Source organism: Bradyrhizobium sp. USDA 4354 (genome assembly GCF_054060315.1).
Genome location: NZ_JBSSDC010000001.1, coordinates 7656850 through 7680865, shown reverse-complemented (window position 1 = coordinate 7680865; position 24016 = coordinate 7656850). Strand labels below are relative to the sequence as shown.

The 24016-nt window shown below is 58.6% G+C and carries 23 protein-coding genes; 14 read left to right on the top strand and 9 right to left on the bottom strand.

Annotation, left to right across the window (positions count from 1 at the left end; genetic code table 11):
* Positions 1-4 precede the first annotated feature (4 nt).
* Positions 5-535 (bottom strand): hypothetical protein, encoded by a 531-nt coding sequence (locus ACVIIV_RS35645; protein WP_456748373.1) that lies wholly within the window; start codon positions 533-535, stop codon positions 5-7.
* An 870-nt stretch (positions 536-1405) separates the two neighbouring features.
* Here ACVIIV_RS35645 and ACVIIV_RS35640 point away from each other — a divergent pair.
* Together ACVIIV_RS35640 and ACVIIV_RS35635 are read left to right on the top strand one after the other, a co-directional pair.
* Positions 1406-1651: a hypothetical protein gene (locus ACVIIV_RS35640; protein ID WP_456748372.1), complete on the top strand. Its 246-nt coding sequence runs from the start codon at positions 1406-1408 to the stop codon at positions 1649-1651.
* Positions 1652-1748: 97 nt separating this feature from the next.
* Positions 1749-1991 carry a hypothetical protein gene (locus tag ACVIIV_RS35635; RefSeq protein WP_456748371.1) on the top strand — a complete coding sequence of 81 codons (243 nt, stop codon included), beginning with the start codon at positions 1749-1751 and terminating at the stop codon, positions 1989-1991.
* Between the two features lie 97 nt (positions 1992-2088).
* On the opposite strand, the gene ACVIIV_RS35630 is transcribed toward ACVIIV_RS35635, so the two are convergent.
* Positions 2089-2466, bottom strand: a complete 378-nt coding sequence (locus ACVIIV_RS35630; RefSeq protein WP_456748370.1) for a hypothetical protein — start codon at positions 2464-2466, stop codon at positions 2089-2091.
* Positions 2467-2821: 355 nt separating this feature from the next.
* Between ACVIIV_RS35630 and ACVIIV_RS35625 the strand changes: the two genes are divergently transcribed.
* Positions 2822-3268 carry a hypothetical protein gene (locus ACVIIV_RS35625; RefSeq protein WP_456748369.1) on the top strand — a complete coding sequence of 149 codons (447 nt, stop codon included), beginning with the start codon at positions 2822-2824 and terminating at the stop codon, positions 3266-3268.
* A 1-nt stretch (position 3269) separates the two neighbouring features.
* Here ACVIIV_RS35625 and ACVIIV_RS35620 read toward each other — a convergent pair whose 3' ends face one another.
* The gene (locus ACVIIV_RS35620; RefSeq protein WP_456748368.1) at positions 3270-3932 is read right to left on the bottom strand and encodes a hypothetical protein; all 663 of its coding nucleotides are present in this window, start codon (positions 3930-3932) and stop codon (positions 3270-3272) included.
* Between the two features lie 64 nt (positions 3933-3996).
* Positions 3997-4734 (bottom strand): metallophosphoesterase family protein, encoded by a 738-nt coding sequence (locus tag ACVIIV_RS35615; RefSeq protein WP_456748367.1) that lies wholly within the window; start codon positions 4732-4734, stop codon positions 3997-3999.
* A 193-nt stretch (positions 4735-4927) separates the two neighbouring features.
* Between ACVIIV_RS35615 and ACVIIV_RS35610 the strand changes: the two genes are divergently transcribed.
* Entirely contained in the window at positions 4928-5554 is a 627-nt protein-coding gene (locus ACVIIV_RS35610) for a transglutaminase-like cysteine peptidase (protein ID WP_456748366.1), read from the top strand.
* Positions 5555-5565: 11 nt separating this feature from the next.
* Here the strand turns inward: ACVIIV_RS35610 and ACVIIV_RS35605 are convergent, their stop codons facing one another.
* From ACVIIV_RS35605 to ACVIIV_RS35595, 3 genes are all read right to left on the bottom strand, one after another.
* The gene (locus ACVIIV_RS35605) at positions 5566-6837 is read right to left on the bottom strand and encodes a hypothetical protein (protein WP_456748365.1); all 1272 of its coding nucleotides are present in this window, start codon (positions 6835-6837) and stop codon (positions 5566-5568) included.
* An 83-nt stretch (positions 6838-6920) separates the two neighbouring features.
* Positions 6921-7196, bottom strand: a complete 276-nt coding sequence (locus tag ACVIIV_RS35600; RefSeq protein ID WP_456748364.1) for a hypothetical protein — start codon at positions 7194-7196, stop codon at positions 6921-6923.
* Positions 7197-7272: 76 nt separating this feature from the next.
* Entirely contained in the window at positions 7273-7716 is a 444-nt protein-coding gene (locus tag ACVIIV_RS35595; protein ID WP_456748363.1) for a hypothetical protein, read from the bottom strand.
* Positions 7717-8118: 402 nt separating this feature from the next.
* On the opposite strand from ACVIIV_RS35595, the gene ACVIIV_RS35590 reads away from it, so the two are divergent.
* The 10 genes from ACVIIV_RS35590 (at position 8119) to ACVIIV_RS35545 (ending at position 22170) form a co-directional block, all read left to right on the top strand.
* Positions 8119-9321 carry a polysaccharide biosynthesis/export family protein gene (locus tag ACVIIV_RS35590; protein ID WP_456748362.1) on the top strand — a complete coding sequence of 401 codons (1203 nt, stop codon included), beginning with the start codon at positions 8119-8121 and terminating at the stop codon, positions 9319-9321.
* Between the two features lie 166 nt (positions 9322-9487).
* Positions 9488-10066 (top strand): hypothetical protein, encoded by a 579-nt coding sequence (locus ACVIIV_RS35585; RefSeq protein ID WP_456748361.1) that lies wholly within the window; start codon positions 9488-9490, stop codon positions 10064-10066.
* A gap of 89 nt (positions 10067-10155) precedes the next feature.
* A complete protein-coding gene (locus tag ACVIIV_RS35580; protein ID WP_456748360.1) occupies positions 10156-11613 on the top strand; it encodes an O-antigen ligase family protein in 1458 nt (485 codons plus the stop codon).
* 141 nt (positions 11614-11754) lie between these two features.
* A complete protein-coding gene (locus tag ACVIIV_RS35575) occupies positions 11755-12369 on the top strand; it encodes a hypothetical protein (RefSeq protein ID WP_456748359.1) in 615 nt (204 codons plus the stop codon).
* A 265-nt stretch (positions 12370-12634) separates the two neighbouring features.
* Positions 12635-14893, top strand: a complete 2259-nt coding sequence (locus ACVIIV_RS35570) for a polysaccharide biosynthesis tyrosine autokinase (protein WP_456748358.1) — start codon at positions 12635-12637, stop codon at positions 14891-14893.
* A 1-nt stretch (position 14894) separates the two neighbouring features.
* Complete coding sequence (locus ACVIIV_RS35565) at positions 14895-15653, top strand: hypothetical protein (RefSeq protein WP_456748357.1); 759 nt, start codon at positions 14895-14897, stop codon at positions 15651-15653.
* Positions 15654-16073: 420 nt separating this feature from the next.
* Positions 16074-17270 (top strand): glycosyltransferase family 4 protein, encoded by a 1197-nt coding sequence (locus ACVIIV_RS35560; RefSeq protein ID WP_456748356.1) that lies wholly within the window; start codon positions 16074-16076, stop codon positions 17268-17270.
* A gap of 90 nt (positions 17271-17360) precedes the next feature.
* Entirely contained in the window at positions 17361-18650 is a 1290-nt protein-coding gene (locus ACVIIV_RS35555; RefSeq protein WP_456748355.1) for a lipopolysaccharide biosynthesis protein, read from the top strand.
* A gap of 66 nt (positions 18651-18716) precedes the next feature.
* Entirely contained in the window at positions 18717-19964 is a 1248-nt protein-coding gene (locus ACVIIV_RS35550) for a hypothetical protein (RefSeq protein WP_456748354.1), read from the top strand.
* Positions 19965-19995: 31 nt separating this feature from the next.
* The gene (locus ACVIIV_RS35545) at positions 19996-22170 is read left to right on the top strand and encodes a right-handed parallel beta-helix repeat-containing protein (protein WP_456748353.1); all 2175 of its coding nucleotides are present in this window, start codon (positions 19996-19998) and stop codon (positions 22168-22170) included.
* 1 nt (position 22171) lies between these two features.
* On the opposite strand, the gene ACVIIV_RS35540 is transcribed toward ACVIIV_RS35545, so the two are convergent.
* Positions 22172-22903 carry a hypothetical protein gene (locus ACVIIV_RS35540; RefSeq protein ID WP_456748352.1) on the bottom strand — a complete coding sequence of 244 codons (732 nt, stop codon included), beginning with the start codon at positions 22901-22903 and terminating at the stop codon, positions 22172-22174.
* A gap of 29 nt (positions 22904-22932) precedes the next feature.
* A complete protein-coding gene (locus tag ACVIIV_RS35535) occupies positions 22933-23967 on the bottom strand; it encodes a glycosyltransferase (protein ID WP_456748351.1) in 1035 nt (344 codons plus the stop codon).
* Positions 23968-24016: the final 49 nt, after the last annotated feature.

Genomic DNA, 24016 nt, shown 5'->3' with positions numbered 1-24016 from the left:
GCCTCTATCGTCGGGGCGGCGGGCAGGGCGAGTAGAACGCGCCGTTGGTCGCATTGATGCGTTCGACGCATTGATTGGGATCGGTGATCGTTCCAGCCACGGTGAAGTCGTAGCCCATGCCCTTGACCACGACGATGTAGCGGCCGGGCGCGAGCGTAAAGCCGTCTTGCTCCGGTTGCAGCAGCAGCATTCTCGACTGGTCGTCGATCGGACCTACCTTGTAGAGGTAGGACATGCTGCGGATGACCCAGGAATCGCCGGCGCTGACCATGGCGGCTTTCCCGGTGGCATCGACGCCCATTGCCCGGGAGACTTTCGCGACCACCCGAACTTCGGTCCCGCTTGCATCGACACCCCCGTCGGGCCTGAACACGATGAATTTGATATCGCCGTCCGGCAATGTGGTCACGCTCGGCGAGTTGATGGCGGCGGAGATCGCGACGCGCCGGTCCGGGATTTTTCCAGGTACCGGCTTGAGCTCATGGAGCTGGCCCTCGCTCAAGGCGTAGACGCCGAACGTCGTCGGTAGTGGCATCGAGGGGTGCGCAGCTGGGGCCGGCTCCCTTGAGCTGTCAGATGTTCGTTCCACGGTCTCGCCCACCGAGGGGGTCGGGATCGCGGTTGGTTGAGGCTCCGGACTCTTCGGCGCAGGCTCGGACGGCGGCGCCACTTGCGACAATGCGGCCAGTTGTGTCTTCAGCCGTGGCCAATAGACGACCGCGGTCCCGGCGCCTGCAACGAGCAGGAGGATGGCGGTCAATCGAACGAGAGAATTGAAGGCCCCGCTCCGTTTGGGCCGGTCGAGCGATCTTGGCGGTGCGGCAGGATGGCGCGGCGTCTCGGCAGCCGTCGGAATGGCTGGTGAAGCCGAGCCTGCCGGCGTCGGAATGGGCGGGGGAACAGGGACGCTGACCGGCGGAGAATTCGCCGCAAGGCCTGCGGCAGCCTTTGGCGGTGGGGATGTTCCGCCTCGTTCTAAGGACCCCTCGACCTCCCGAATGGCGCGTTCGAGGACTTGCTGGAGCGCACGCGCTTCCCGCGCGTCGGCGTGGGTGAATTGTTCCAGGAGCTTGATACGCGCCAACTCGTACACGACGTCCCGCATCTGCCTGGGGTCGTCGGAGATTTCGCGGATCCGCTCCGTTAACAAGCGGACAAGTCCGGCCTTGATCTCTTGCGCCTGCGAGGCGTTGGCTGCTGTGTCGCCGGGCTCCGTCATCAAGGTCGATCAACTAGCCCGGATAGTGCTGTTTCGCTAGGCTTTTTCACCGGGATCCCGTTGGCCAAACGGCGGAGCGCTCCGATGGGTCCGACCTGCAAAGGTCCTGCGCGATCGTCTCGAAGAGCTTGCTTTTGGTCAGAAACCTGTGACATTTCGCCCAGCTCCTCTTTCCGGTGTTTGACCATGCGCGGCGTTTTGACAGCAATCGTGTTTGTGGCCTTTCTGGTTCAGCCTGCTTCTGCACAGGGGACCAAGGATCAGGCCAACACCACCAGCTCCAGCATCGTGACGACACCCGATAAAAAGAAACAGACCACCCAGGCTGCCTCGCGGCCCACCGCTGTCCGGAATGTGACGGGGAGCCTTCCTGCCGGACGGGCGGCCCAAGGCGTCTGGAGGGATGGCAAGCTGATCGCGGTGCCTCGCTGAGGTCACCCGTGCCTCGGTGAGGTCACGCAACCAACCGTGATGCCGCCGTGAAGGAACGGTGATCGCCTCCCTGACGTTCTTGCTCGGGAGATCTCGCATGAAACGATTAGTCTTGATCACATTCGCGCTTGTCGTGCCTGTCGGCGCCTGGGCCCAGGGCGTCAATGACCCCTCGACGCCCAATCGCAACGTGATCATCGTCAACCCGTCGCAGCCCGCGCCCCCCAACGCGACGCCGAATATCCCGAGCCGAATCGAGCCGCCCGTGACGACTTACGGACGGGCCCGGCCCTATCGCGGGAACACAACGCGGGGCAGCGGGTCGAGCCGTCGCTATTAGCTCGCTATTAGAGCGTGCTCCGCCCGACGACGATTTTATCCCGACCCCATCGCACCTTAGCCGCCGCGGCCTCTCTTCGGCGGCGGCGTCGGCCGAACTATTGCGGGTTGACCTCGACCTCCAGCGTCGACGTCCCGGGATCATGACGGTTCTTGCCCGAGATCAGCAGCGTGAACTTGTCGCTGCCGCGCGCCTCTCTTTCTGCCGAATAGCGGAAGCCGGACCCGACCACCGCCAATTGTCCCCGTGATGGCCCGCTCACGACCGATACCTTGAAGATCTGCATGTACGACCAACGCAGTCCCTGGATGCAGTCGGCTCCAGGCGCGATCGACATCGTCCATTTCACCGTATCGTGCGACAACGCGAACGGCGTACGTTCCTTGATGCAGAGGGGACTGGCGTGAGCCACGAATCCAGGCGTGGCGAACGCCACAACGGCAACACCTGACAGCAATACCGGTCTTGCACGCATTCTCGGTAACTCCACGAGCGGATGCCGAAACTTAGCAGCATGACCTAATGCGGTCTTAGAACGGAGCTGTGTGCCCTTAAGGGCGATCATACGACGTGGATCTCGGGTACACCAATCTCCGGTCGGCCTCTCTCCAGATCATGCCATCCTACCCCTGTTTTGCCCGACGGATCAAATCGAATTTCGGGAAAGGCGTAACCCATTGATTTGGCTGATGCCGGCTACTGTGCATGGGGTTGTTTTTTCGGTTTTTGGTTGGATAGCCCCCGCGCTCGTAAAATGTTGCAATTGGCAACCGCATAAGCTGAAGTTGCGGCGGCCTCGCTGCTGCTCGGCCCACTTTGGAGTCATCGGAGTGCGATCCACTCGCCGCAAGTCCGTATCAGATCGCTGGATGGTGAGGCGCGCACCGGTTAAGGCGACCGTGGCCGCCGCTGTCGGACTGGCCCTCTATGCCTGTACGCTCCCATGTCTTGCTCAGAGCGAGCCGGAGCCGTCCGTCAACGACTATCTCCCACCAAGCGAGCCGGAAGTCTCGCGCGACGAATGGCGGCAGCGGATCGAGGACGCACGGCGTCGCGCCAAGGAGATCTCGCGTGAGCGGCGGGAGCATCCGGAGCTCTACAAGCCGATTCCGGAGGATCCGGACCGTGTCGCAACCGAACGCCTCCTTCGCGACGACAGCCTGCAACGAGGCGACATCGTCGCGACCAAGAAGGGCATGTTCGTCTACCAGGGGCAATCCGACCAACCGCGCCGCGATCAGGACTTCGTGCCGGTGAACCCGAAATCGGTACGCTGAATTAGTACCGCCGCAAGATCTCGTTGAATTTGGGATCGGTCACTTTCGTGGTCTCGAGCAGCAGCGACTTGCCTTGCGGCGTTGCCTGCACATAGGCCGCGATCAGCAGGGGCTCGTAACGCGAGCGATTGGCCAGCGCCGACCGGATGTCGGATTGCGCCAGCAGCTTGATCTCTTCGTCGGTTGCAGCGGCGCTAGAGGTCACGGTCTGGACGCGAGAGAAGGCAACGTCGATCGGCACCGATCCGGTCAAGTAGGACATCTTCACCGCAGGCGTGACCGCTTCGCCGGCCTGAGCCTGTAGCGTGCCGAGCGTGAGCCACAGCGCGGGCCTGATCGGTGAGACTTTCAAGGCAGCTACGACCGCGGCTTGGACCGTCTTGTTCTCGCTGGCCCTTCCGCCTGCGTCGGTCGACGGGCGGTGAAGAACGTTAGCGGCCATCGCCGCCGCGTAATTCGCCAGCAGGTCGCCATCCCATGAGAAGGATGCCAGGCCGCCGGCGGCCGCGAGCTTGGCCTTGTCCGGCGGAATCTCGCCCGAGAACAAGTCGCTGGCGCGAAAGTTCGGTCGTACAAGATCGCCATAGAACGCCATGCCGGCGTGAAGCGCCAGCACGATTGCGGTCAAGATGCCGATGACGCGAAGCAGGTTGATGCGGGTCATGGAGAGGAATTGACGAGGCCTGTGCGGGCGAGCCGACGACGGGATTGAGGTTCAGCCGGAGCCCTCAAATTGCGAGCAGACTATCGCCTTGGATCGTGAGCAGCGTCAAGTTTCCGGTCGCATATGCGCCGGTGTCGATGTTGATGCGGTTCGGGCGGATATCGGGCGCGCTGACCGGCGTATGACCGTGAACGACGTATTTGCCGAAGCGCTCCTCGGATGCCAGGAATTCCTCGCGGATCCAGAGCAGGTCCTCATCCTTCTGGCGATCGAGCGGGATGCCCGGCTTGACGCCGGCATGGACGAAAAAGTAGTCGCCGCAGGTGAAGGACGAGGGCAATTGCCGGAGGAAGGCCAAGTGCTCCGGCGGCAGCGCGCGTTTCAATCCCTCGATCAGCTCGACCTGCTGCTCCGCCGACGGATTCATGGTCGGCGTGATGCCGTAGGAGACCAGCGTCAAGAGGCCGCCATAGTGGCGCCACTCCTGCAGGCGGGCCGGGTCCTTGAGCACCTCGAGCAGGAAGACCTCGTGGTTGCCCTTCAGACAAACCGTCTCGTGCGATTTCGAGCGTTCGATCAAGAGATCAAGAACGGCGCGTGAGTCCGGGCCGCGGTCGACATAGTCACCGAGGAAGACCTGAATGGCGCGTTCGGGGGCCGAGCGGGCAAGATCGACGTCGATGACGGTTAACAGCGATTGAAGCAAATCGGCGCGGCCATGCACATCGCCGATCGCATAGATGCGAACGCCGTCGGGAAGCCGAGGCTTGGTCTTCTTGCGAAAGCGGCTGGAAAGGCCCATCAGGTCGGTCGAATCGCTTCTGGCGTCACGAGCGGAACGTCGTGATCGCTCTTAGCAGAACAAGTCACACATCGGTATTCTTAATTGTTTCCGACCGATGAGCCCGCATTTTGATTAAAGCATCGCGCAGCCTTTGAGCCGTATTTCAAGACGTCTCGCGTAGCGTCTCCCCAACAAGAACGGGGAGCGCGACATGCGCAAAGTTGTAAAGTTCCTGGCGGCCGTGGCCGCCATCGTCGTTGCTGCCGGGGCGCAGCAGAGCGCGGAAGCCGCCTTTGTCGGCGCGCCCATGGGGCTGCGCGGTGCCATCCAGTACATCAGGTTCGACCAGCCGACGCTGGCGCCGATGGCGTTCACGCTCTTTTGCCTGAAGTACAAGGACGAGTGCAAGCCGCGGCCGCAGCAGATTGTCTTCCGGGGCGGCCGCCTGAAGCTCACGGCCGAGCGCATGGCGCAGATGCAAGAGGTCAACCAGCGGGTCAATACCGCGATCCGTTCCGAGCCCAATCTGGAAGGGCTGCGCGGCGAGAAGTGGCTGCTGCATCCCGCAAGCGGCGACTGCAACGACTACGCCGTGACAAAACGCCACGATTTGATCGCCAAGGGCTTTCCGGCGCGCTCGGTGCTCTTGAGCGAGGTCGTGACCACCTGGGGCGAGCATCATCTCGTCGTCGTGGTGCGCACCTTCTCGGGCGATCTCGTGCTGGACAATCTCTCCGGCCACATCATGCCATGGTCGAAGAAACCCTATCGCTGGGTCCGCATCCAGTCGCCCAAGAACCCGAACTACTGGGCCTCGCTCGTCGATCGCGCGGTCTGATAACCGGCGCTCTATCGCGATGACGATTGGCTGACGCTCTGCGACAGCCCCAGTCCCACGATCACCGAAAGACACAGGATTGCTGCGGGGCGCAGCAATCCCGGTCCCGCAAAGCTCTGGACGAGCGCAAAGAGAACACAGGCCGCGGCCGCCGCCGGAAAGAACGAGTCGCGTCCGCGCTGCAGGGCGCCGAAGAACAGGCGCAGCAAAGCGATCAGGCTTACCGCGATCGTGGCGGCCAAGCCGATCCATCCCATCCCCGCAAACACGGAGGTGGCGGCCGAGGGCGCGGTCAAGACAGCTCCGGCATCGCTCTGATAGATCCTGCCCACCGCAGCAAAGGTCCCGGCGCCGGCGCCGAACCAGCGTGTGTCGGTCAACATGCGCTCGAGGGCGGCCTTGGTCTCGGCTCCCATCTCCGGGACGAGCCGCAGGAGGATCGGTCCGGAGCTCTTCTCGAACATGAAGGTCAGCACGATCGCCGCGCCGATCAGGGCTGCCACCGACAATGCGCTCGCGGCCAATGGCGACAGGTCCAGTCGGCGGATGACGAGGATCAGCAGGATCAGCACAACGCCAAAGGCCGCTGCGATCGCGCTGTTCGTTCCGGACAACCCAAAGATCGCGGCGGCGCTGGCCAAAGCCCCGACAAGACCGCAAAGGCCGATCGCGACCGAGCGAAGGACCGAATGGTGCGTTTCGGCCCGTTCGGCTGCGAGCTGCATAACCGCCAAATTGAGCATGAGGCCGAAGCCGGCCAAGGTCGTCGTGAGGTCATGGGGTACGCTTGCAGCAAGCGCCGGTGAGAGCCGATGCAGGTCTAACATCAAGGCGGAGACCGCGGTTACTCCGCTCAGCACGAAGAGAACCAGCTCGGCCCGGCCGCGATTGCGGACCACCAGGATCGCGACGCTGAGCGACGAGATCGCCGCAAGCGCCAGCAGCAGCGCGTTCATCGTCAAGCCGATATCGGCTGTGATCGGTCCGAGCGACAGGCCACCCAGGACGTCGTGCGCGCTGGCCCAGATCGGATGCGCCCAGCCTAGCGGAAGCGGGGCGAACTGGGCCGCGATGCACAGCGGAATGGCGACCAGGATCCAGCGGCCCCAGGAGATCGCGCGGACATAGTGCTCGTAATCGGCCTTTCGCGTGCTCAAGGCGGCGGCCAGCAGGCTTAGCGCCGCGGCCATCGACCCCAGCTGTGCACCGAACTTGGCGCCGGCGATTTCGAGAGCGGAAGCGGAAACGATGGAAACGATGAGGGCAAAATAAGCGAGGGACAAACGGCGCTCGATGCGGAATCCTGAAACGATCAGGTCACCATACAAGCGGGCAGTTGGTTTTCAAACAGAGGCCTGCGTCACGATCAGCGGGTGGCCTTGACCGGTCGACCGAAGACGCGGGTGGCGCGTGCGGTGGCAAGGGCAAAGCGCGCCCCCGAACCGAAGAGGTAACCGCCCTGGAGCGCGATGGCGGCGAACGCCGCAGCTTTCATGCCGTCAAGGAAGCCAAGGCTGGTCATCATGCTAACCGGCAGCATGGTGAGCACCAGTGCAAATGTTACCGGCAGGAGCACGAACACGCGAAAGCGTTGGCCCAGCACGGCACCTACGAGAAAGCTGAAAATCAAAAAGGCAGTCATCCGAAACACTCTCCGTGCTCCGGACCCTAGGTTCCCCACCCTAAAAAGACCCTTAAGTTGTATGGCTAAATTTGGTCTATTGGCCGCAATTTGCCAGCAGCGAATTGTACGCCTCCCGCAGCCCGTTCAGGGCTACCGTACCCTTGATCTCGCTGTCGCTCTCCCTCACGACCACGGACAACGAGGGCGTCGTCTGCCACTTGCCGGCGGCAAAGGCGGAGACCTCATCGGGCAACAGCACGGCTGCGCCCGCGGCCGCCATGCTGGCGTCGAACGTCAGCGTGCCGCCGCCGCTCGCGGCGATCGTGACCTTGGGGTGGCTCCGGGGCGGGAAGGGCCGGATCAGGGCCACCAGCACATCAACCTTGCCCTTCGGTGCGCAGCGGACGATCAGGCCGGCGAAGTCGGGGTCGGACTGGGTCGTGTCCGCCGTCTTCATGATCGCGGCGAAGCTCTCGCCGTCCTTGGTCCCTTGCGTCCGGGTGAATTTCCAGACGGAAGAGGAGGCAGGGGCGGCCACCGCAACAGCAGGCGCGTCGTGACACGGGAATCCCGCGCTACCAGGGCAGGGGGGGATGCCCCATGGGCGTTCAGGAGCACCAAGGAGGGAACCTGCCAGCAGCGGGATCAGAAGGAGGCCAGACACGGGGTTCCTGCTCTTAACGGACCAGCATTAGCAGACGGCGGCGGGGCCAAGAAGCCTTGCGCTCGACATACTGAGCCCTTGAGTTGGGCGATTTGCTCGCCGACCGGGCACAGGAAATACAACAAATAGTCACAAAGGGTTAAACTAAGCTCCAAAGAGTGGCCCACACGCAACAGTGGCCGACCGATCGCACCGTTAACCACTCGGGAACCCTTGTCGCACCGCCCGCGCCGCCGTACCAATCGAGGCTAATTGGGGTCTCTTGGGGCGCGATTCATGCATTCCTTTGCCAAGTCATATCTTTTCAAGCCAGCGTTTCTGGCAGCCGCTTTAGCGCTCGGGGCCTGCTCGACCAATCCCGGCTCGGGTCCGCTGACGGACGACGTCAATAACAAGATCCAGACTGAAAACGCGCCGGCCTATGAGCTGGTGCCGCTCAATCCGGCCACCGTAAAAATCCTGCATACCCATGAGCCCAAGGGGCTCGCCGGTGTGTTCACTGACCGCCGTCCGCCCGCCAGCATCGTGTTCGGCATCGGCGACGTCGTCAGCGTCACCATCTTCGAAGCCGCGGCAGGCGGTCTGTTCATCCCCGCGGAAGCCGGCGTCCGTCCGGGTAACTATGTGACGATCCCGGATCAGTCGGTCGACAATGACGGCTTCATCACCGTGCCGTATGCCGGCCAGATCAAGGCCGCGGGTCTGACGGCGGTCCAAATTCAGCGCGCGATCGTCGAGAAGATCGGCAACCGCGCCATCGAGCCGCAGGCGGTCGTTGCGATGTCCTCGCAGCGCACCCAGCTCATCAGCGTGCTCGGCGAAGTCAATTCGCCGGCGCGTTATCCGGCGAGCGCGGCGGGTGCGAAGGACCGTGTGCTCGATGCGATCACTCGCGCCGGCGGCATCAAGGGCCAGGGCTTCGAGACCTGGGTCATGCTTGAGCGTGGCGGACGGCGGGCCACCGTGCCGTTCGAAAATCTCGTGATGGCGCCCGAGAACAACGTCTATGTGCGCCCCGACGACAGCATCTATGTCTATCGCGAGCAGCAGAAGTTCATGGCGTTCGGCGCCAGCGGCCAGAGCGGCGAGTTCAACTTCGATGCCTGGCGCATCAACCTCGGCGAAGCCGTCGGCAAGGCTGGCGGTCTCCTGGACGGCCAGGCCGATCCGGCTGCCGTGTACCTGTATCGCCGCGAGCCGCGCGAGGTCGCGGCCCAGCTCGGCATCGACGTGAGCAAGTACACCTCAGAGACGATCCCGGTCATCTTCAACGTGAACTTCCGCGATCCCGGCGGCTTCTTCCTGGCCACCAAGGTCATGATGAAGAATGGCGACATCATCTACGTCTCGAACTCGCGCAACGTCGAAGTTGCCAAGTTCCTGCAGTACATGCGTGTGATCATGGCGACCGGCAGCGATGCCGTGAACCTCTCCAACGACGCCCTGATCTTCCGCAACAACATCAAGCTGGCGCCGTAAGACGCCACCTTGACCGACCAAAGACGATGGCACCGGGGCTTTGTCCCGGTGCTATTTTCGTTTAGCAATCAGTTCTGCTGCGGCTACGAGTTCGGGATTTGGACCAAGGCGCCACTCGGCACGGCGTGTCGGTCATCGGTCACCCCGCATTGTTGCAAGGGGCTTCATGCGCTTTCGAACATTTTGCCGTCTTCTGGCTCTGGTCCCCGCCTTCGGGCTTGCGCCGGTCGGGCCGGCTCTGGCCGCTGCCGCAGAGCTCGGCGTCCGCCACCGCATCGATGTGATGGTTTTTGCCGAGCCTGATGCTCCCGTCTTGTCGCGCCTCAAGGGAGCCAAGGGCGAACTGTCCTTCACCGTCCGCCTCTCGGCGAACTCCAAGGAGAGCAAGTTCTTCGGGATGCTGCGCCCGTCCTTCCCCGATATCGTCGTGCCCGATGGCCCGGGCAGGCCGCTGGTGCAGCAGACCAAGCTCTGGGAGGAGGATGTCTGCCATCAGCGCCGCGGCCTGCCGAAAGTCACGGTGACCCAGCTCGGCGGGCATTTTGCGGAGGGCGAAGGGCGGATCGAGATCTCCGCCATCAACCGGCACATCGGCCTTCTGGTCCCACCGGACGAATTAACCCCCGGAATAAAACTCGATCAGGGGAGCGATAGCTTTGGGGTATTCTATGCTTTCCGGGCGCAGAGCCGGAACAGCCGCCTTAACGTGGATCTGAAGATCTATCCGATCGATTGCTTCCTCTAAGCTCAAGCAAAGCCCGCCCGAACAAAGCTCGCTCCAGAACGACGATGCGCCTTTGGCCTCCCAACATAAGCTGGTCCAGGATTCGCTGGTTGTGGAGCCTGCCCGCGACCTTCATCCTGTTCTTCGCGGCCGCCGGCGCGCCGTTCCCGTTCGGCTCGACCAACGATCTGTCGATCGCGTTCTGGTGCCTGTGTCTCGGGACCGCGGTGATCTTCGCGCCGACGCGCGATTTGCGCCTCCCGCATTTGTGGCTGCTCGCCGGCATCGCGGTGATCGTCGCTGCTTACGCCTTCGTGCTGCATGAGCAGCTTTCCGACCATCCCTTCCTCGCGCCATTCCAGCCGATCTGGAAGCAGGCCTCGGATCTGCTCGGCGTGCCGATCGCCCCGTCCGCTTCCATCGTAAAAAACGAGGCGTTCTTCGCGCTCGGCGCGCCGCTTGCCAACATCCTCGCCATCGTGCTCGGCATCACCGTCGGCGCCGATCGGATGCGTGCGCGCCGCCTGCTCTGGGTCATCGCGATCTCGGGCGCGGCCTACGCGCTCTACGGCGTGCTCTCGTTCCTGATCGAGCCCACCATGATCCTGTGGCGGGACAAGACGGCCTATCTCGGCAGCGTCACCGGCACCTTCATCAACCGCAACACGGCGGCGGCCTATTTCGGCTCGGCTGCGGTGATCTGGATGCTCTTGATCCTGGAGGACGTCCGCCGCCGCTTGCCCGAGCGGCATATCGAATGGCGGCGTCTGTCGCTCGACCTGCGCGCGATCCCGCCGAAACAGATCCTGCCGCAGCTTGGCTGCCTCCTGATCTGCCTGATGGCGATGTTCATGACGACCTCGCGCGCCGGCGTCGGCCTGTCGCTGCTGGCGATGATCGTCGCCTTCACGCTCTTCCTCCGCAAGGACCTGCCGCCGCGCACCGGCATCTGGATCTCGCTGGGCGCGGGGCTTGCGGTCGCGCTCGGCCTGTTGCAGCTGCTCGGCGGCCGCGTCTCCAGTCGCTTCGACAGCCAGGGCCTGGTCGACGAGGGCCGCATCGAGGCCTGGAAATCCACGCTTCGGATCATCGCCGACAACCCCTGGTTCGGCACCGGCATGGGCACCTTCCAATGGGCCTTCCCGCCGTACCGCAGCCCCAACATCTCGATTCGCGGCGTCTGGGATGCCGCGCATTCGACGCCGCTGGAGCTTGCCTCCGAGGTAGGCATTCCCATGGCGCTGCTGGTGGCGCTCGGCTGGGCGATCATGCTGCTGGTGCTGGCGCGGGGCGTGTTCGGACGGCGGCGCGATGTCATCATCCCGCTGGCGGCCGCGGCGACCGCGACGCTGTCGCTGCTGCATTCGTGCCTCGACTTCACGCTGCAGGTGCCGGGCTACAGCATTCCGTTCTTTGCGCTTTTCGGCGCGGGCCTGGCGCAATCCTTCTCGAGCCGGGAGGGCCGGCCCGCGGCAGATGCCGTCTCCACCGCACCGCGAGGCGAGGGCCGCATCGCAACCGCAGGCACAGCGCCGCGCGCGCGGCCCGAGCTTCACAAAACTGTCTAGATTTGAAGCAGTTGCGCCGTTTACGAAGTCTTTAGAATAAGTGGACAGCTCCCGCCTGTTCCGATAGGTTCCGCAACTACCACAGCCATTTGCCCGGGCCGAGGAAGCAATCGGGGCAGCTGATTTTTTGGAGGTTGATTTATGAGCGTTATCCGAATCGCGCTTCGCATGGCTGCCGCCGCGGCCCTCGCCGCGACGATTTCGTCGGCCGCCAGCGCCGCCATTTACCCGCCGCAGCGTCAGCTGCCGGCCACCGTCATTACCGAGTTCAAGGCCGCTCCCAACAGCCTGCTGCAGCAATATCCGACCGGCGGCCCGCAGCTGATCTCGCGCGTGCGCGATCTCGGCGCCTCCGATCCGACCACGCTGCCGGGCCTGATCGCGCTGCTGAAGGATCCCGCGACCACCAAGGACCAGATGCGCGCGATCGTCGGCGGCCTCGCCCAGGTCGCCCGCATGGCCGCGCAGTCCGACCAGGCCTTCGCCAATGAGATCCAGGCCGCGATCGCCAATACCGGCAACGCCGACGTGATCGCCGCCTACCAGGCCGCGACCGGCGACGTCCAGATCGCCGCGACCGGCGGCGGCGGAGGCGGCGGCAGCTCCGGCGCAGGCGGCCCGACCGGCAACAACTTCCCCAATGGCGGCACGGGCGGTGGCGCCGTTAGGTTCGGCAATAACAACAACGCCAACAATCCGCCCAACACCGCCGGTGGCGGCGTCAACGGCTCCACCAACAGCGTCAGCCCGCGCTGATCGGCACCGGCGCTTCGGCCGGCCCATGACACCTCACGGCAGCGGCGCCAGCGGGCGCCGCTTTGCTTTTGCGCCGTTAAGCTTTCTGCAAAAAGTCGCGCAAGGCGCGCTGTGCACTGCGTCGAGCGCGTTCAATTGCAGGCAAGCTTGTGCTAGTGTTGCGCGCAGCGCGGGTTTTGGCATCGGGTTTGCTCCGGACGCCATCAGGCTTTTGGCCAGCATTGATCCCAAGAACACACATCGATCCATTTTCAGGAATTGCTAGATGTTGCAGGTGAACAAGCCGACCTCGGAGATCAACCGTGATTTCCCCGAGGCCGACGGCTCTCCGTCGCAGACGCTGACCTCCTATCTCGACATCATCCGCCGCCAGTTCCCGACCATGATCGCGATCGTCTCGGCCTGCGTGATCCTGGCGCTGCTCTATCTCTTCACCGCCGCGCCGCAATTCACCTCCACCGCCTCGATGGTGATCGACACCCGCAAGGTGCAGCTGTTCCAGCAACAATCCGTACTCGGCGACATCGCGGTGGATTCCGCGACGGTTGAAACCCAGGTCGAGATCCTGAAGTCCGAGAACATCAGCCTCGCCGTGATCCGGGACTTGCGTCTGACCGATGATCCCGAATTCACCGGGAGCGGCGGCGGCGTGCTTGGCGCGTTGGTAGATGTCATCGCGAGTCTATTTTCAGACGGTCATCCGCCCACAGAGTTCGAACTGACGCGCAAGGCCTTGGAGCGCTTCGAAAAGAATCGCACCATCAAACGTCTCGGCTTTACCTACGTCATGGAGATCAACTTCACCTCGCTGGATCCAGCGAAGGCGGCTCGGATCGCTAACGCCATTGCAGACGCCTATATTGTTGACCAGCTTGAGGCGAAGTACCAAGCCACTAAACGAGCTAGTGTCTGGCTGCAGGACCGTATCAAAGAGCTGCGCACCCAAGCCTCCGCGGCGCAGAGGGCGGTGGTGGATTTCAAGTCCGCCAACAATATCGTCGACACCGGCGGCCGGCTGATGAACGAGCAGCAGCTTGCCGAGGTGAACAGTCAGCTCGTGATGGCGCACGCAGCCACCGCCGAAGCCAAGGCGCGGATGGACCGCATCAACGATATCCTGAAGCAGGAGATCCCGGACGCCAGCGTCGCCGACGCGCTGAAGAACGACACCATCGTCAAGCTGCGCGGCCAGTATGTCGACATGGCCTCGAAGGAATCGATCTGGGCCATGAAATACGGCTCGGATCACTTGGCCGCGGTCAACCTCCGCCGGCAGATGGCCGAAATCAAAAAGAACATCATTGACGAGCTCAGGCGCATCCAGGAGTCCTACAAGAGCGATTACGACATCGCTCAGACCCGCGAGGAGGCGATCAAGTCGAGCCTTGCCAACGTCGTCTCGGAATCGCAGCTCACCAATCAGGCACAGGTGGCTCTCCGCGAACTTGAGAGTAACGCGCAAAGTTATCAGGCGATGTATGACAACTTCCTGCAGCGCTACATGGAGAGCGTCCAGCAGCAGTCGTTCCCGATCACCGAGGCCCGCGTAATCAGTGCGGCGACCACACCGTTGAAGAAGAGTTACCCCAAAACACTGATCATCTTGGCAGGGGGCGTGTTCGGCGGAATGATGTTGGCCTTTGGTGCAGCAATGATGCGGGAACTCGCAGACAAGGTCTTTCGCACCACCGGCCAAGTTGAAGAAGAACTGGGCGCGAATTGCATTGCCATCTTGCCGGCGCTTGGCATGGGAGCGGGGCTCCGCGACAATGTCCTTCGTGGCAAGCTCGTCAGGACGAACAATCCAGAACCTGACCTGCTGCGGTACGTTGTCGACAACCCCCTATCGCGCTTCTCGGAGGCGGTGCGGTCCGTGAAGGTGGCCGTGGACCTCAACGCAATCGTACGCGAGAACCGAGTGCTAGCGACCACCTCGACCCTGCCGAATGAGGGCAAGAGCACGCTTTCGACCAATCTCGCCCAGATTATGGCGCATGGAGGCGCGCGCGTTATCCTTGTCGATGCCGATCTGCGCAATCCTTCACTGTCGCGTGCGTTGGTGCCAGATGCCAAGATCGGCTTAGTCGAAGTCGTCGCTCAGAAAGCAAAACTGGAAGACGCACTAGTCGTCGATCCTCAAACCAAGCTTTCAATCCTCGCGGCCGGAACGACCTCGAAGCTGCTGCACACCAACGAAATCCTCGCATCGAAGGCAATGCACGCGCTGGTCACTCAGCTTCGCTCGAACTTTGACTATGTCGTTTTGGACATGCCACCGATGGCACCAGTGGTCGACGTTCGCGTCACCTCGTCATTTGTTGATTCCTATGTCTTTGTGGTGGAGTGGGGCAAAACTAAAATTGATGTTGTGAAGCACAACTTGCGCGGCTCGCCGGAAATCCAAGACAAGCTGCTTGGGGTGGTATTGAACAAAGCCGATACCAAGGCTCTCGCAAGATATGAGTCCTATCACGGGCGCTACTATTATCAGAAATACTATGCCCGCTATGGGTATGTCGAATAGATTGCCAATCACCGCTCAGATGCTGGCGCGCGGGCCGGTCTTGGTGTTCGGCTTTGCAAGCGCAATCTGGTCGATTGTCGTCCTGCCATCTTTCTTGCGATTGGTCCCAGCCACTGCTGCCGCAGCTCGCGTCATCGAAGACGATAGCTTCAGGCGAGGTGCCGCTCCGAATCTGTTAGCCATCATCGAAGGCGGACGCATTCCGATATTGCCTCACCCCGACTTCGCGCGTGCTAGCGCACTTGTTCGGGTGCGACTAGCGAAAGATGCGATAATGCGCAGAAGCTCAGCGGAAGCCGATAGCGAGTTCGCGGCTGCGGAGGCAAGTTTGAGATTTGCCCTTATTGCAAGTCCCGGCGACTCTTTCCTTTGGCTGACGCTTTATTCAATCAAGACGACTCGTGCTGGATTCAGCCCAGCAGACGTCGGATATCTTGAAGAATCCTATAATAGAGGTCCGCTAGAGGGTTGGATTGCATTGCGCCGCAACAAGTTGGGCTTGGCTGCATTTCGAGATTTAAGCGAACCGCTACAGGACAAGGTAGTCACGGAATTTGCCACGTTGGTTGAGAGCGGGTTCACTGAACATGCAGCGATTAATCTGACAGGAATTGGCTGGGCTCAAAGGGATCGGCTGTTGACGGGGCTCACCGAAGTGTACGTCGTTTCGCGGGAGGCCCTTGCTAAGCGACTTGCGCGAGACGGGGTTCAGGTCACGATACCAGGAGTGTCCTTGGATGAAAGGCTGTTGCAACGATGATCAAATGTCCTCTGGTTGCTCGGCCGAGGTGTGTCGTTGCCTTGTTCCTCACATCGCAACTGATCTCTTGCGACCCGGCTCGCGCGCAGGCTTCATCCAATCTCACGCTGCAAGGCCCCCCTGAGCGCTCAAACTCCGCAGCCATCAAAGATCCGCTAGGACGTCCGTGCTTGGACGTTGAGGCGGCCGCCAGGGCTCAAGCTATAAACCCGGCTATGTTGGACCATGTTGTTAGTATCAAGAACAACTGTTCACGCTTCATGAGGGTAAGTGTTTGCTATGCCAACTCTGGCCATTGTAACAACCTGGACATTCAACCCTATAGGCGAGTGGATACGATATTAGGATCCATGAAGGGCATACAATTCTTCAAGTACACCATCTCCCAACGCTGATCTGCAGCACTGAGTTGTAACGCCCATGAAAGTTTTGGTTATTAATTCCTTCTATAAGCCTGACGTTGGGGGAGGGGCAGAGGTCACAATTGAATCTATTTATAGACCACTCGCTGCAGCGGGTGTGGACGTAGTTCTCCTCGCCACAACTGGCTCTTCGGAACGAAAAATAGATCTTATCGACGGAATCAGGGTTATTCGGATCCCTATTGCCAACATCTATTGGCATCTAAAGCCCAGAAAAGCGGCTGGACCCATACGCGCAATTTGGCACTTGCTGGATATTTATAATCCCTGGATGTCGCGGCACGTCCGGGAAGTAATTCGTACTGAACAGCCTGACGTTGTTGTTTGTCACAACCTCTCAGGCTGGTCGATCTCCGCTTGTGTTGCTGCTATTCGTGCCGGTTTGCCCACGATCGCAGTCCTTCATGACTCTTATATGCTTTGCCGGTCCGCGCTTATGTTCAGGAACGGGCAGGCGTGTGTTCAACGTTGCGCAACCTGTCGCCTAGCTCGTTTGCCGCACCGGTTCGCCTCCAATCGAGTTAATGGTGTCGTTGGTGTTAGCGCCTACATGTTGGAGCGTTTCCGCCAAGAAGGTTATTTCAGCCGCGCTAAAGCACGTACCATCCGCAATGCACGCGCGATTGCGGAAGAGCGGCGCTCCCAAAAGAAAATCAAGTCAAACGATCTAACGTTTGGCTTCATTGGAACGATTATACCCGCGAAGGGAGTGTCGTGGTTGTTAAATCAGTTCATTCGGCACCGGATCACGAATCGGCTGTTAATCGCCGGCGATGGTGATCCCGAATACCTCAAGCACCTGAAGCAAAAAAGTGGAGGGCTGAACGTTGAGTTCTTAGGATATTGTGACTCATCCTCGTTCTACGCAAAAATTGATATATGTGTCGTTCCTTCGATTTGGCCGGAAGCGCTTGGTAATGTGGCGTACGAAGCCTGCGCACGCCACATACCCGTTATCGCCTCAAATCGGGGTGGTCTCCCTGAGATCATCCAAGACGGGGGCAATGGGTTGCTCTGCAATCCCGATGAACCCGACTCTCTCGGTCTTGCGATGCGCCAGTTGTTGGATGATGAGAGCTTATATGAAATGCTCGCATCCAATGCTCGTCAATCTGTTCGCGAAATGCTTGATCCAGACAGAGTGGCCAATGCCTATACTAGTTTCATTTGCGAGATCGCTGGCAATCGCGTCTGAGACGTCTCCCGCCGATCGAGTGGCTATCAAGCTTGGCGCCTCATGTCTTGCATCAGAGCAATAGTTCTCATCGATGAGAGCTTGTGAGAGATGATGCCCCAAATCAGGAGAGCTTTCGATCAGGCCCCATCATTGATAAATGCTGGGTTGCGGGCCTGTGCGATCGTGCTCCGATTTTCGTTGATTATTTTTATTACTCGTGAGGCAGGCCTTGAAGGAATCGGTGTTTACGGCGTGGTGCAGTCTTTAATCGCCCCCTCTCCAGCGGCATTGGGGCTTGGAATCAACTATTTTTGGGGACGCAACCTAGTTCATGCCTCGTTGAGCGAAGCTAGCTTAGCAATCCGAGATCGGATGATCCTTTCGTTGCTCGTATGCTCTGTGATTTCCTTGATTGTATTCTCGTCGGCGTCCTGGATCGATGTGCGCTTCAGCGGCTTGTTGCCGGAGATAATTGGACTGTGTTTTCTTGAAGTGATCGGGAAAGATATCCACGTCGGGCTTAATGCAGTTCGACATTCTCGCACTGCAAATCTTCTGTACTTTATCCGGTCGTCTGCTTGGGTGCCCCTGGTGCTTGCCGGCCATTTTGGATTTGGCTGGTTCTTCTCGCTCAAAATCATCTTTGATCTATGGATTGGTTGCACCATCGCCAGTTACCTTGGCGTTCTGGCCCTCCTTCTAAACTGGAACTCAGACCTCATTCGGACCCGACCTAGGCTTGGTAGCTACTTAACTATCGCGCGGAAGGGGTGGTACATCTACCTCAACGAGGTCGTTCATGCGATAGCCTCGAATCTTGACCGTTACATCATCGCCAGCGTTCTCGGGCTCCGGGAGGTTGGGATCTACAGTTTCTTTTGGGCCTTTTCGAACACGGTGCTTACTTTGGTAGATGCCGGAGTAGTACAAACTGAATGGCCTGAGCTAGTTCGAGCGCGCCGCAGCGCCGGTAGCCACTCGGATTGGAGCAAGCTTGCGAGAAGGTATGTCTGCCGAGTGGCCGTCTTCGCGTTTTGTCTTTGTTCATTAGCTACAATTGCAGCCTACTTTTCGGCGCTATCGGTCAAAGGGAATGAAGTGCGCCCTTATCTTTGGTTGTCCGTTGCAATGGCATCTTGTCAGTGGGTCGCTGTACTTTCCGTTGCAATGAACGCTGTCCTGGCAAGCGCTCGGGACGACAAATTTGTCGCTGCTAGTAACCTGACTTTCTTCCCAATCTACATCGCGTTTCTGCCGGTGGCTGCAGTATTCGGCAGTCTTCCTGGGGTAATGATTTTTATTTCTGCGCTGACCGTTGTCTTTCTTTTGATTAGAACAAAGCGGGTTGTGTTACTCATCCGTGCAGCCAGCAGCTCTGCTGCACCCCAGCGAGCGTAGTAGATGAGCAAAATGAAACCAAGCCCTCATGCATCTCGGGGTCGAAGGTCAAGCACAATCTTCGGGTTGGCGCTGTTCTTTTTCCTTTTTACCTGGGGGATCAAGTTTGATTTTGTACTGGGTACAACTCCGCTCTGGTTCTATGTTTCGATCCCACTATTCCTGATCTGCATTGGGCGTATCGGGGCATTGACTGGATTTGTACTTGTTGCCGCCACAACGTTCGCCTTGTTGCTGTCGCACCTCTACGTCGCAACGGAGCTTACTGGCATGTCATCTGCCGGAGCGGGAGTCGATGTCAGGCACATCGGAATAGCAGTCTTTGCATCCGTAACGGTTGCATGTTTGGCGAAGGGTGTCCTCTCAGTCAGTTCCTTCGAAGAAGCAATACTGCTTGCGGTAAGGATATTCTTGCCGGTCCAATTGGCGGTAATGATTGCCCAAACTGCCTTAGGTTATTCATCCGGTAATTCTCAGTATCAGCACTACTTTTTGCCGATCGAGCGACAGGGAGGAATCCTGCGAGAGCCCTCTCACGTTGGTATCATGTTGTCGATTCCGATCTCGATCCTTCTGCAGTTTCCTCGCCGATGGATTGCTGAGATGGGATGGTTGCAATCAGCCATTCTCTTCATGATTGTGGTGCTTTGCCCTTCAGCCACACTAATTGTCAGCGTCTTCTTAAATATTGTAGTTCTGCTCGCGCGAAGCAATCGCGGGCGGATGGTTCTGCTTGCAGCCATGATTGTTGCTCCTTCCCTTCTGTCGATTGCATATGTGTTAAGGGATCAGAATCCTATCTTCGAGCGGATCATCGACCTCTTGGATATTCTTTCAGGGAGGATCAATGGGCATCAGAACGTATCTTCGATTGTATATGCTAAGAGTGTGTACGTGCTCCAGCGGGTGATGGAGAGCTATCCCTTTGGATTTGGGCTGGACAACTATATCTTTGCGAATTGGACGTACGGCTTTCAACTAACGACGGCTTTCGGCAATATAAATGAGAGAGATGGATCAAGCGCGGTTCTGAAATTCTTAACAGAGTTTGGTGGGGCGGGTTTGCTTTTGTTCTTGATCGTTTTGGTGAAGCACACAAGGGATGCATTCGGGAGTGGCCCGCGCAAGATGATTGGTGCCATCTTCTTGAACCTGCTTATTGGCAATGTGATCCGTGGTGCTGGATACTTCGATGGTGGGTTTTTGCTTGCGTTTGCCGGAGCATTGACAGGAAACCTCCCGTCGCTCCATCGCAGACCTAGAAAGATGATTAGGATGAAGACCGCAGTTCAGGTCGGCGCAACACCAAGCTGACTGACTGAGCTTGCGACGGATACGCAGTGAGATGACTTTGGTTCTTGGTGGCAGAGCGAGCCTCACCGTAGTTTTCACCTTGTTTTGGGTGGTTGCGCAAGCAGCTGAACCGAATCCGCCCGGTCAGGTGTGCGCGCACTCCCTATTTGTCTCACCTCTGGGGTCAGATGAGTGGTCGGGAACATTGGCTGAGCCGAATGCTGGCCTAAACGATGGACCTTTTCGTTCACCCAAGAAAGCGCTGGAACGCATGGCGTCGTGCTCAGGGCGCTGGATGCCCGCGGCTCAATCCAGGCGAATTGTTCTGCGCGGCGGCCTCTATCTACTCCCGGAGCCATTGGCAATAACACCAGCTATTGCAGGCGCAGGAGCGCCGCCACTTCGAATCGAGGCGTACGATGGAGAACGGCCGATTCTCAGTGGAGGGCGCATCCTTGATAATTGGAAGGTAGGAGCTGACGGGTTTTGGCGCACGAGACTTGAGGATGTAGTCCAGGGCAAGTGGAAGTTTTCGCAGTTGTTTGTTGATGGTCAGAGAAGAACGCGTCCTCGCTATCCGGCTAAAGGGTATCTAAGCGCGGTCGGTCCCATCGATCCAACCGAAGCGGCTAGGGCACTTGGGCACAATCGGTTCAAGTTCAATCCGATCGGTTTCCCAAGCGACGCACTTCTGGGCCAGCACGCGGAGCTGCTTGTTTTTCACAGTTGGACGACGTCAAGGCTTCCTGTCGCCCAGATTGATCGGACTTCTTCCATTTTGACTACGCGCGGGCACACGTTCACATCTAACAACAATGGAAGAATTAGAGCCGGCGCGCGATATTTCTTTGATAATGTCGCTGCCTCCGAGTTGCAGGCGGGACAATGGCATCTAGACCATTCAACCGGCGAGTTGACCTATGCGCCTTTTCCTGGCGAAACGCCGCTAACTACACAGATTGTAGCGCCGCTGCTGCCCACGCTGCTGCGCATTGGTAATGCCTATGGTGCAAAGGAGTTAGTTGGGCGCATTGAGTTTCGTGACCTAGTTTTCGCGCACACTAACTGGAACATGCCAACCAACGGCCGTAGCGCTCCACAGGCGGAGGTGGGCCTGCCTGCCGCCGTTGAAGTTGGCGCCGCTCAGGACATTACCTTGGATCATGTCGGCGTCATCCATACAGGAGCTCATGCCATTTCGATTGGCTCGTCTAGTTCTCGTATTCGGATTCAGAATTGTGAGTTGAGGGATCTTGGCGCCGGCGGGCTCCAAATCGGAACCCCTAACGTCGGGGCTGCGGTGCCGCTCCCTCAAGATGCTTCGCCTGCGATCGACCGAGATAGGGTTTTTATCTCCCACAATCTGATCTCGGCCGGCGGTCGCAGCTCACCAGGCGCAGTAGCAATTTGGGTCGGCAACATGGACAACGTGACCATCAAGGAAAATGAGATCCTCGACTTCTATTATTCCGGGATTTCTGTTGGCTGGACATGGGGATATGGAAAGAGTGGAGCCCATCACAACTCTATCATCGGAAACTATGTTCATCAGATTGGCAAAGGCGTGCTAAGCGACCTGGGCGGAATTTATCTACTCGGCTCGAGTCCTGGTACTGTCGTCTCGAAGAACGTGATTCATGATGTGGATGCGCACCAGTATGGTGGTTGGGGCATCTACGCTGATCAAGGAGCTTCGTTCCTAGATATACATGACAACCTAGTCTTTCGTACGCGTGATGGCGGTTTTCATATTCACTTCGGTTTTGCTAACGAGTTTCATAACAATATCATTGCGCTTGGTGAGCGATCGGAAGTCCGCTGCTCGCGTCAAGAGCAACACTTATCAGTTCGATTTAGTGCTAACGTCTTTTATCACGAAGGAACTTTTCCTGTCTTCGTGGGGGAATGCAACCGGGGCAGTTTTGCATTTGAGCATAATGTCTATTGGAGGACCAGCAACGTCAGCCAATTGTATCCAGGGCTTCCGGCCTTGGCGAATTGGTCGAGGGGGGACACGTTCCGGGATCGAGATTCGATTGAGGTAGATCCCAAGTTTAAGAATCCGACCAATGGCGATTTTCGCCTTGAGAGCGATTCGCCGCTGCTGGGACGAAAGTTCGGTCCAGCCGAGTTGCTTCCCCCAATAGTGATGGCTCCTCAAATAACATCCAGGTTGCCTCAAGTACCAGATACCTTTGAGGGGCGTATTAGTCAGCCAAGACAGTGAACTAATAAAAAGCGACTTCGGAAAACTTCCCACTTGCAAAGACGGCCTGACACTTTGCTGCCGAAACACGGGTATACTGAAAGCTGATTTTTTCGCGTAAGAGCCAGTCTCTGATCCTTTCCACTAACGCGCTTTCGCCTTCCCGCTCCGCATCGTCCACCACAATAACAAAACCCTCTCGATCAAGCCGATCGAGAAGGGGCAGGGCTCCGTGGCGCGAGTAGCGGCGGTCCTTCTGCCACGCGACAGGTCCATCGATCAGCAGCAAATCTATCAGGTCAGGGATTGCAGCAGCTCTAAGATCGTACCCCTTATACCGATATGGCCCATCTGTGCGTTCGACAAGAGGCAGGCACTGAACCTTATGGGTTACCAGGTTGCCGACGCTATTGCCCCAAAGAGTATCATGTTCAATGGTGTTGATCTCACCACTGACGACCCCCGCCGCCCGCAGTGCATTCAACAGTAGCGTAGTCTGCCCAGCGCCCAACTCAAGAATCGATTGGAACTTCAAGGATCGCGTCGCACGCAGGATCAAATACAGAAAGCTATAGTTTGCTGCAGCGCCAACCGGATAAAATTCATCTTGAATGCCAATCCGCGCAACATCCCTCGTGAAGATATGTTGATAGACCGCCTCTAGCTCAGGCCGCGTCGTACCTCTTAAGGCGCCTCCGAAATATGATAAGTATTTGCGTGTAAGGGCGATGACTGCTTGTTTCAGTTTGGACAAACTACTCTCCTGCAGCAGCGGACGATCCGTCAACCGGCGCTCACTTCTTCGAAAAAATGCTTGTAATTGCGCGCGACTACCTCTGGCTCTGTAGCCTCGCAGAACTCCCACCGAGGCTTCAGTTTGAAGTCACTCAGATATGCTCGAAACTGCTCCCATGGGAAGTCAGCAGTCTTTGGGTCTACCAGCAGAGCGTAGTTTTTAAACAGCTCTCGATGAACGGGAATGTCTGACAGAATAAGAGGCTTTCCAAGCTTGGCCGCTTCCGCTGCCGCCATATTGAATCCTTCAAAAAGTGACAGAGACATAAAGAATTCTGCATCAGCCACTAATTGGAGCACCATTCTTTTAGGTATAAAGCCTGTTGAGATAATCGCCTCTGTGGTTAGCCCATAGCTGCGCAGCAATGGATCGATTTGGGAGTGCCGACCAGTCAAAACCAACTTAAGATCTGGAATGCGGCGCCGCATTTGGCTGAACATCGAGAATGCTTTGTCGATGTTCTTATGCGGATAGGAATGGAAGTTCGCAATCGCGTAAGGAGATGAGCCGATCGCCTTTGTGATTGTTGAGTCGACAGGAGATCTATCCACTATGACGGGGTTGAAGATGACCCTGTGAAAAGCAGGCTCTCCGAAAAGGCGGACAAAGTCGGTTTGAGTCGACTGGCTAATAAAGACAATTCCAGCGGCACGTCGCCGAGCGATTCGGTAGGAGCATTCGAGCAGGAGGCGTTTGGAAGCCGAATGAAAATGAGGATAAGCTCGATACTGCAAGTCGTGGACAAGAACCACATTACGCGTCGAGGAGCCTGGGAGCGGGAGAGTAAAATAGTTCGGAAAGAACAGAATAACATCTTTTTGAAAGTACTTCAGCTCTAAAGAGATTTCTTCCGAGAATCTCCGTAGCACTCTCGCATTCAGATGAGTTGTAGCTGGGAAAGCTTCACTAAAGTGGGGCAGCCCTGCTCGGAAAGCCTCGGAGAGGTTATGCGCCACATCAGCAACTCCGCCGGGATTTTTAGTGTAGGTGAAGTTATGAGACATAATCACGTGTGCAGTCATAGATTGCAGCGTACAGGCATTTGCATGGCGCGAAGGAGTTCGCGCCTCC

What these genes read in the sequence shown, in the direction of transcription:
- ACVIIV_RS35590 (WP_456748362.1), top strand. Translation starts at nt 8,119, where the DNA reads ATGCATTCCTTTGCCAAGTCATATCTTTTCAAGCCAGCGTTTCTGGCA.
- ACVIIV_RS35535 (WP_456748351.1), bottom strand. Translation starts at nt 23,967, where the DNA reads ATGACTGCACACGTGATTATGTCTCATAACTTCACCTACACTAAAAAT.
- ACVIIV_RS35570 (WP_456748358.1), top strand. Translation starts at nt 12,635, where the DNA reads ATGTTGCAGGTGAACAAGCCGACCTCGGAGATCAACCGTGATTTCCCC.
- ACVIIV_RS35555 (WP_456748355.1), top strand. Translation starts at nt 17,361, where the DNA reads ATGATGCCCCAAATCAGGAGAGCTTTCGATCAGGCCCCATCATTGATA.
- ACVIIV_RS35640 (WP_456748372.1), top strand. Translation starts at nt 1,406, where the DNA reads ATGCGCGGCGTTTTGACAGCAATCGTGTTTGTGGCCTTTCTGGTTCAG.
- ACVIIV_RS35610 (WP_456748366.1), top strand. Translation starts at nt 4,928, where the DNA reads ATGCGCAAAGTTGTAAAGTTCCTGGCGGCCGTGGCCGCCATCGTCGTT.
- ACVIIV_RS35545 (WP_456748353.1), top strand. Translation starts at nt 19,996, where the DNA reads ATGACTTTGGTTCTTGGTGGCAGAGCGAGCCTCACCGTAGTTTTCACC.
- ACVIIV_RS35615 (WP_456748367.1), bottom strand. Translation starts at nt 4,734, where the DNA reads ATGGGCCTTTCCAGCCGCTTTCGCAAGAAGACCAAGCCTCGGCTTCCC.
- ACVIIV_RS35635 (WP_456748371.1), top strand. Translation starts at nt 1,749, where the DNA reads ATGAAACGATTAGTCTTGATCACATTCGCGCTTGTCGTGCCTGTCGGC.
- ACVIIV_RS35600 (WP_456748364.1), bottom strand. Translation starts at nt 7,196, where the DNA reads ATGACTGCCTTTTTGATTTTCAGCTTTCTCGTAGGTGCCGTGCTGGGC.
- ACVIIV_RS35620 (WP_456748368.1), bottom strand. Translation starts at nt 3,932, where the DNA reads ATGACCCGCATCAACCTGCTTCGCGTCATCGGCATCTTGACCGCAATC.
- ACVIIV_RS35585 (WP_456748361.1), top strand. Translation starts at nt 9,488, where the DNA reads ATGCGCTTTCGAACATTTTGCCGTCTTCTGGCTCTGGTCCCCGCCTTC.
- ACVIIV_RS35630 (WP_456748370.1), bottom strand. Translation starts at nt 2,466, where the DNA reads ATGCGTGCAAGACCGGTATTGCTGTCAGGTGTTGCCGTTGTGGCGTTC.
- ACVIIV_RS35645 (WP_456748373.1), bottom strand. Translation starts at nt 535, where the DNA reads ATGCCACTACCGACGACGTTCGGCGTCTACGCCTTGAGCGAGGGCCAG.
- ACVIIV_RS35560 (WP_456748356.1), top strand. Translation starts at nt 16,074, where the DNA reads ATGAAAGTTTTGGTTATTAATTCCTTCTATAAGCCTGACGTTGGGGGA.
- ACVIIV_RS35575 (WP_456748359.1), top strand. Translation starts at nt 11,755, where the DNA reads ATGAGCGTTATCCGAATCGCGCTTCGCATGGCTGCCGCCGCGGCCCTC.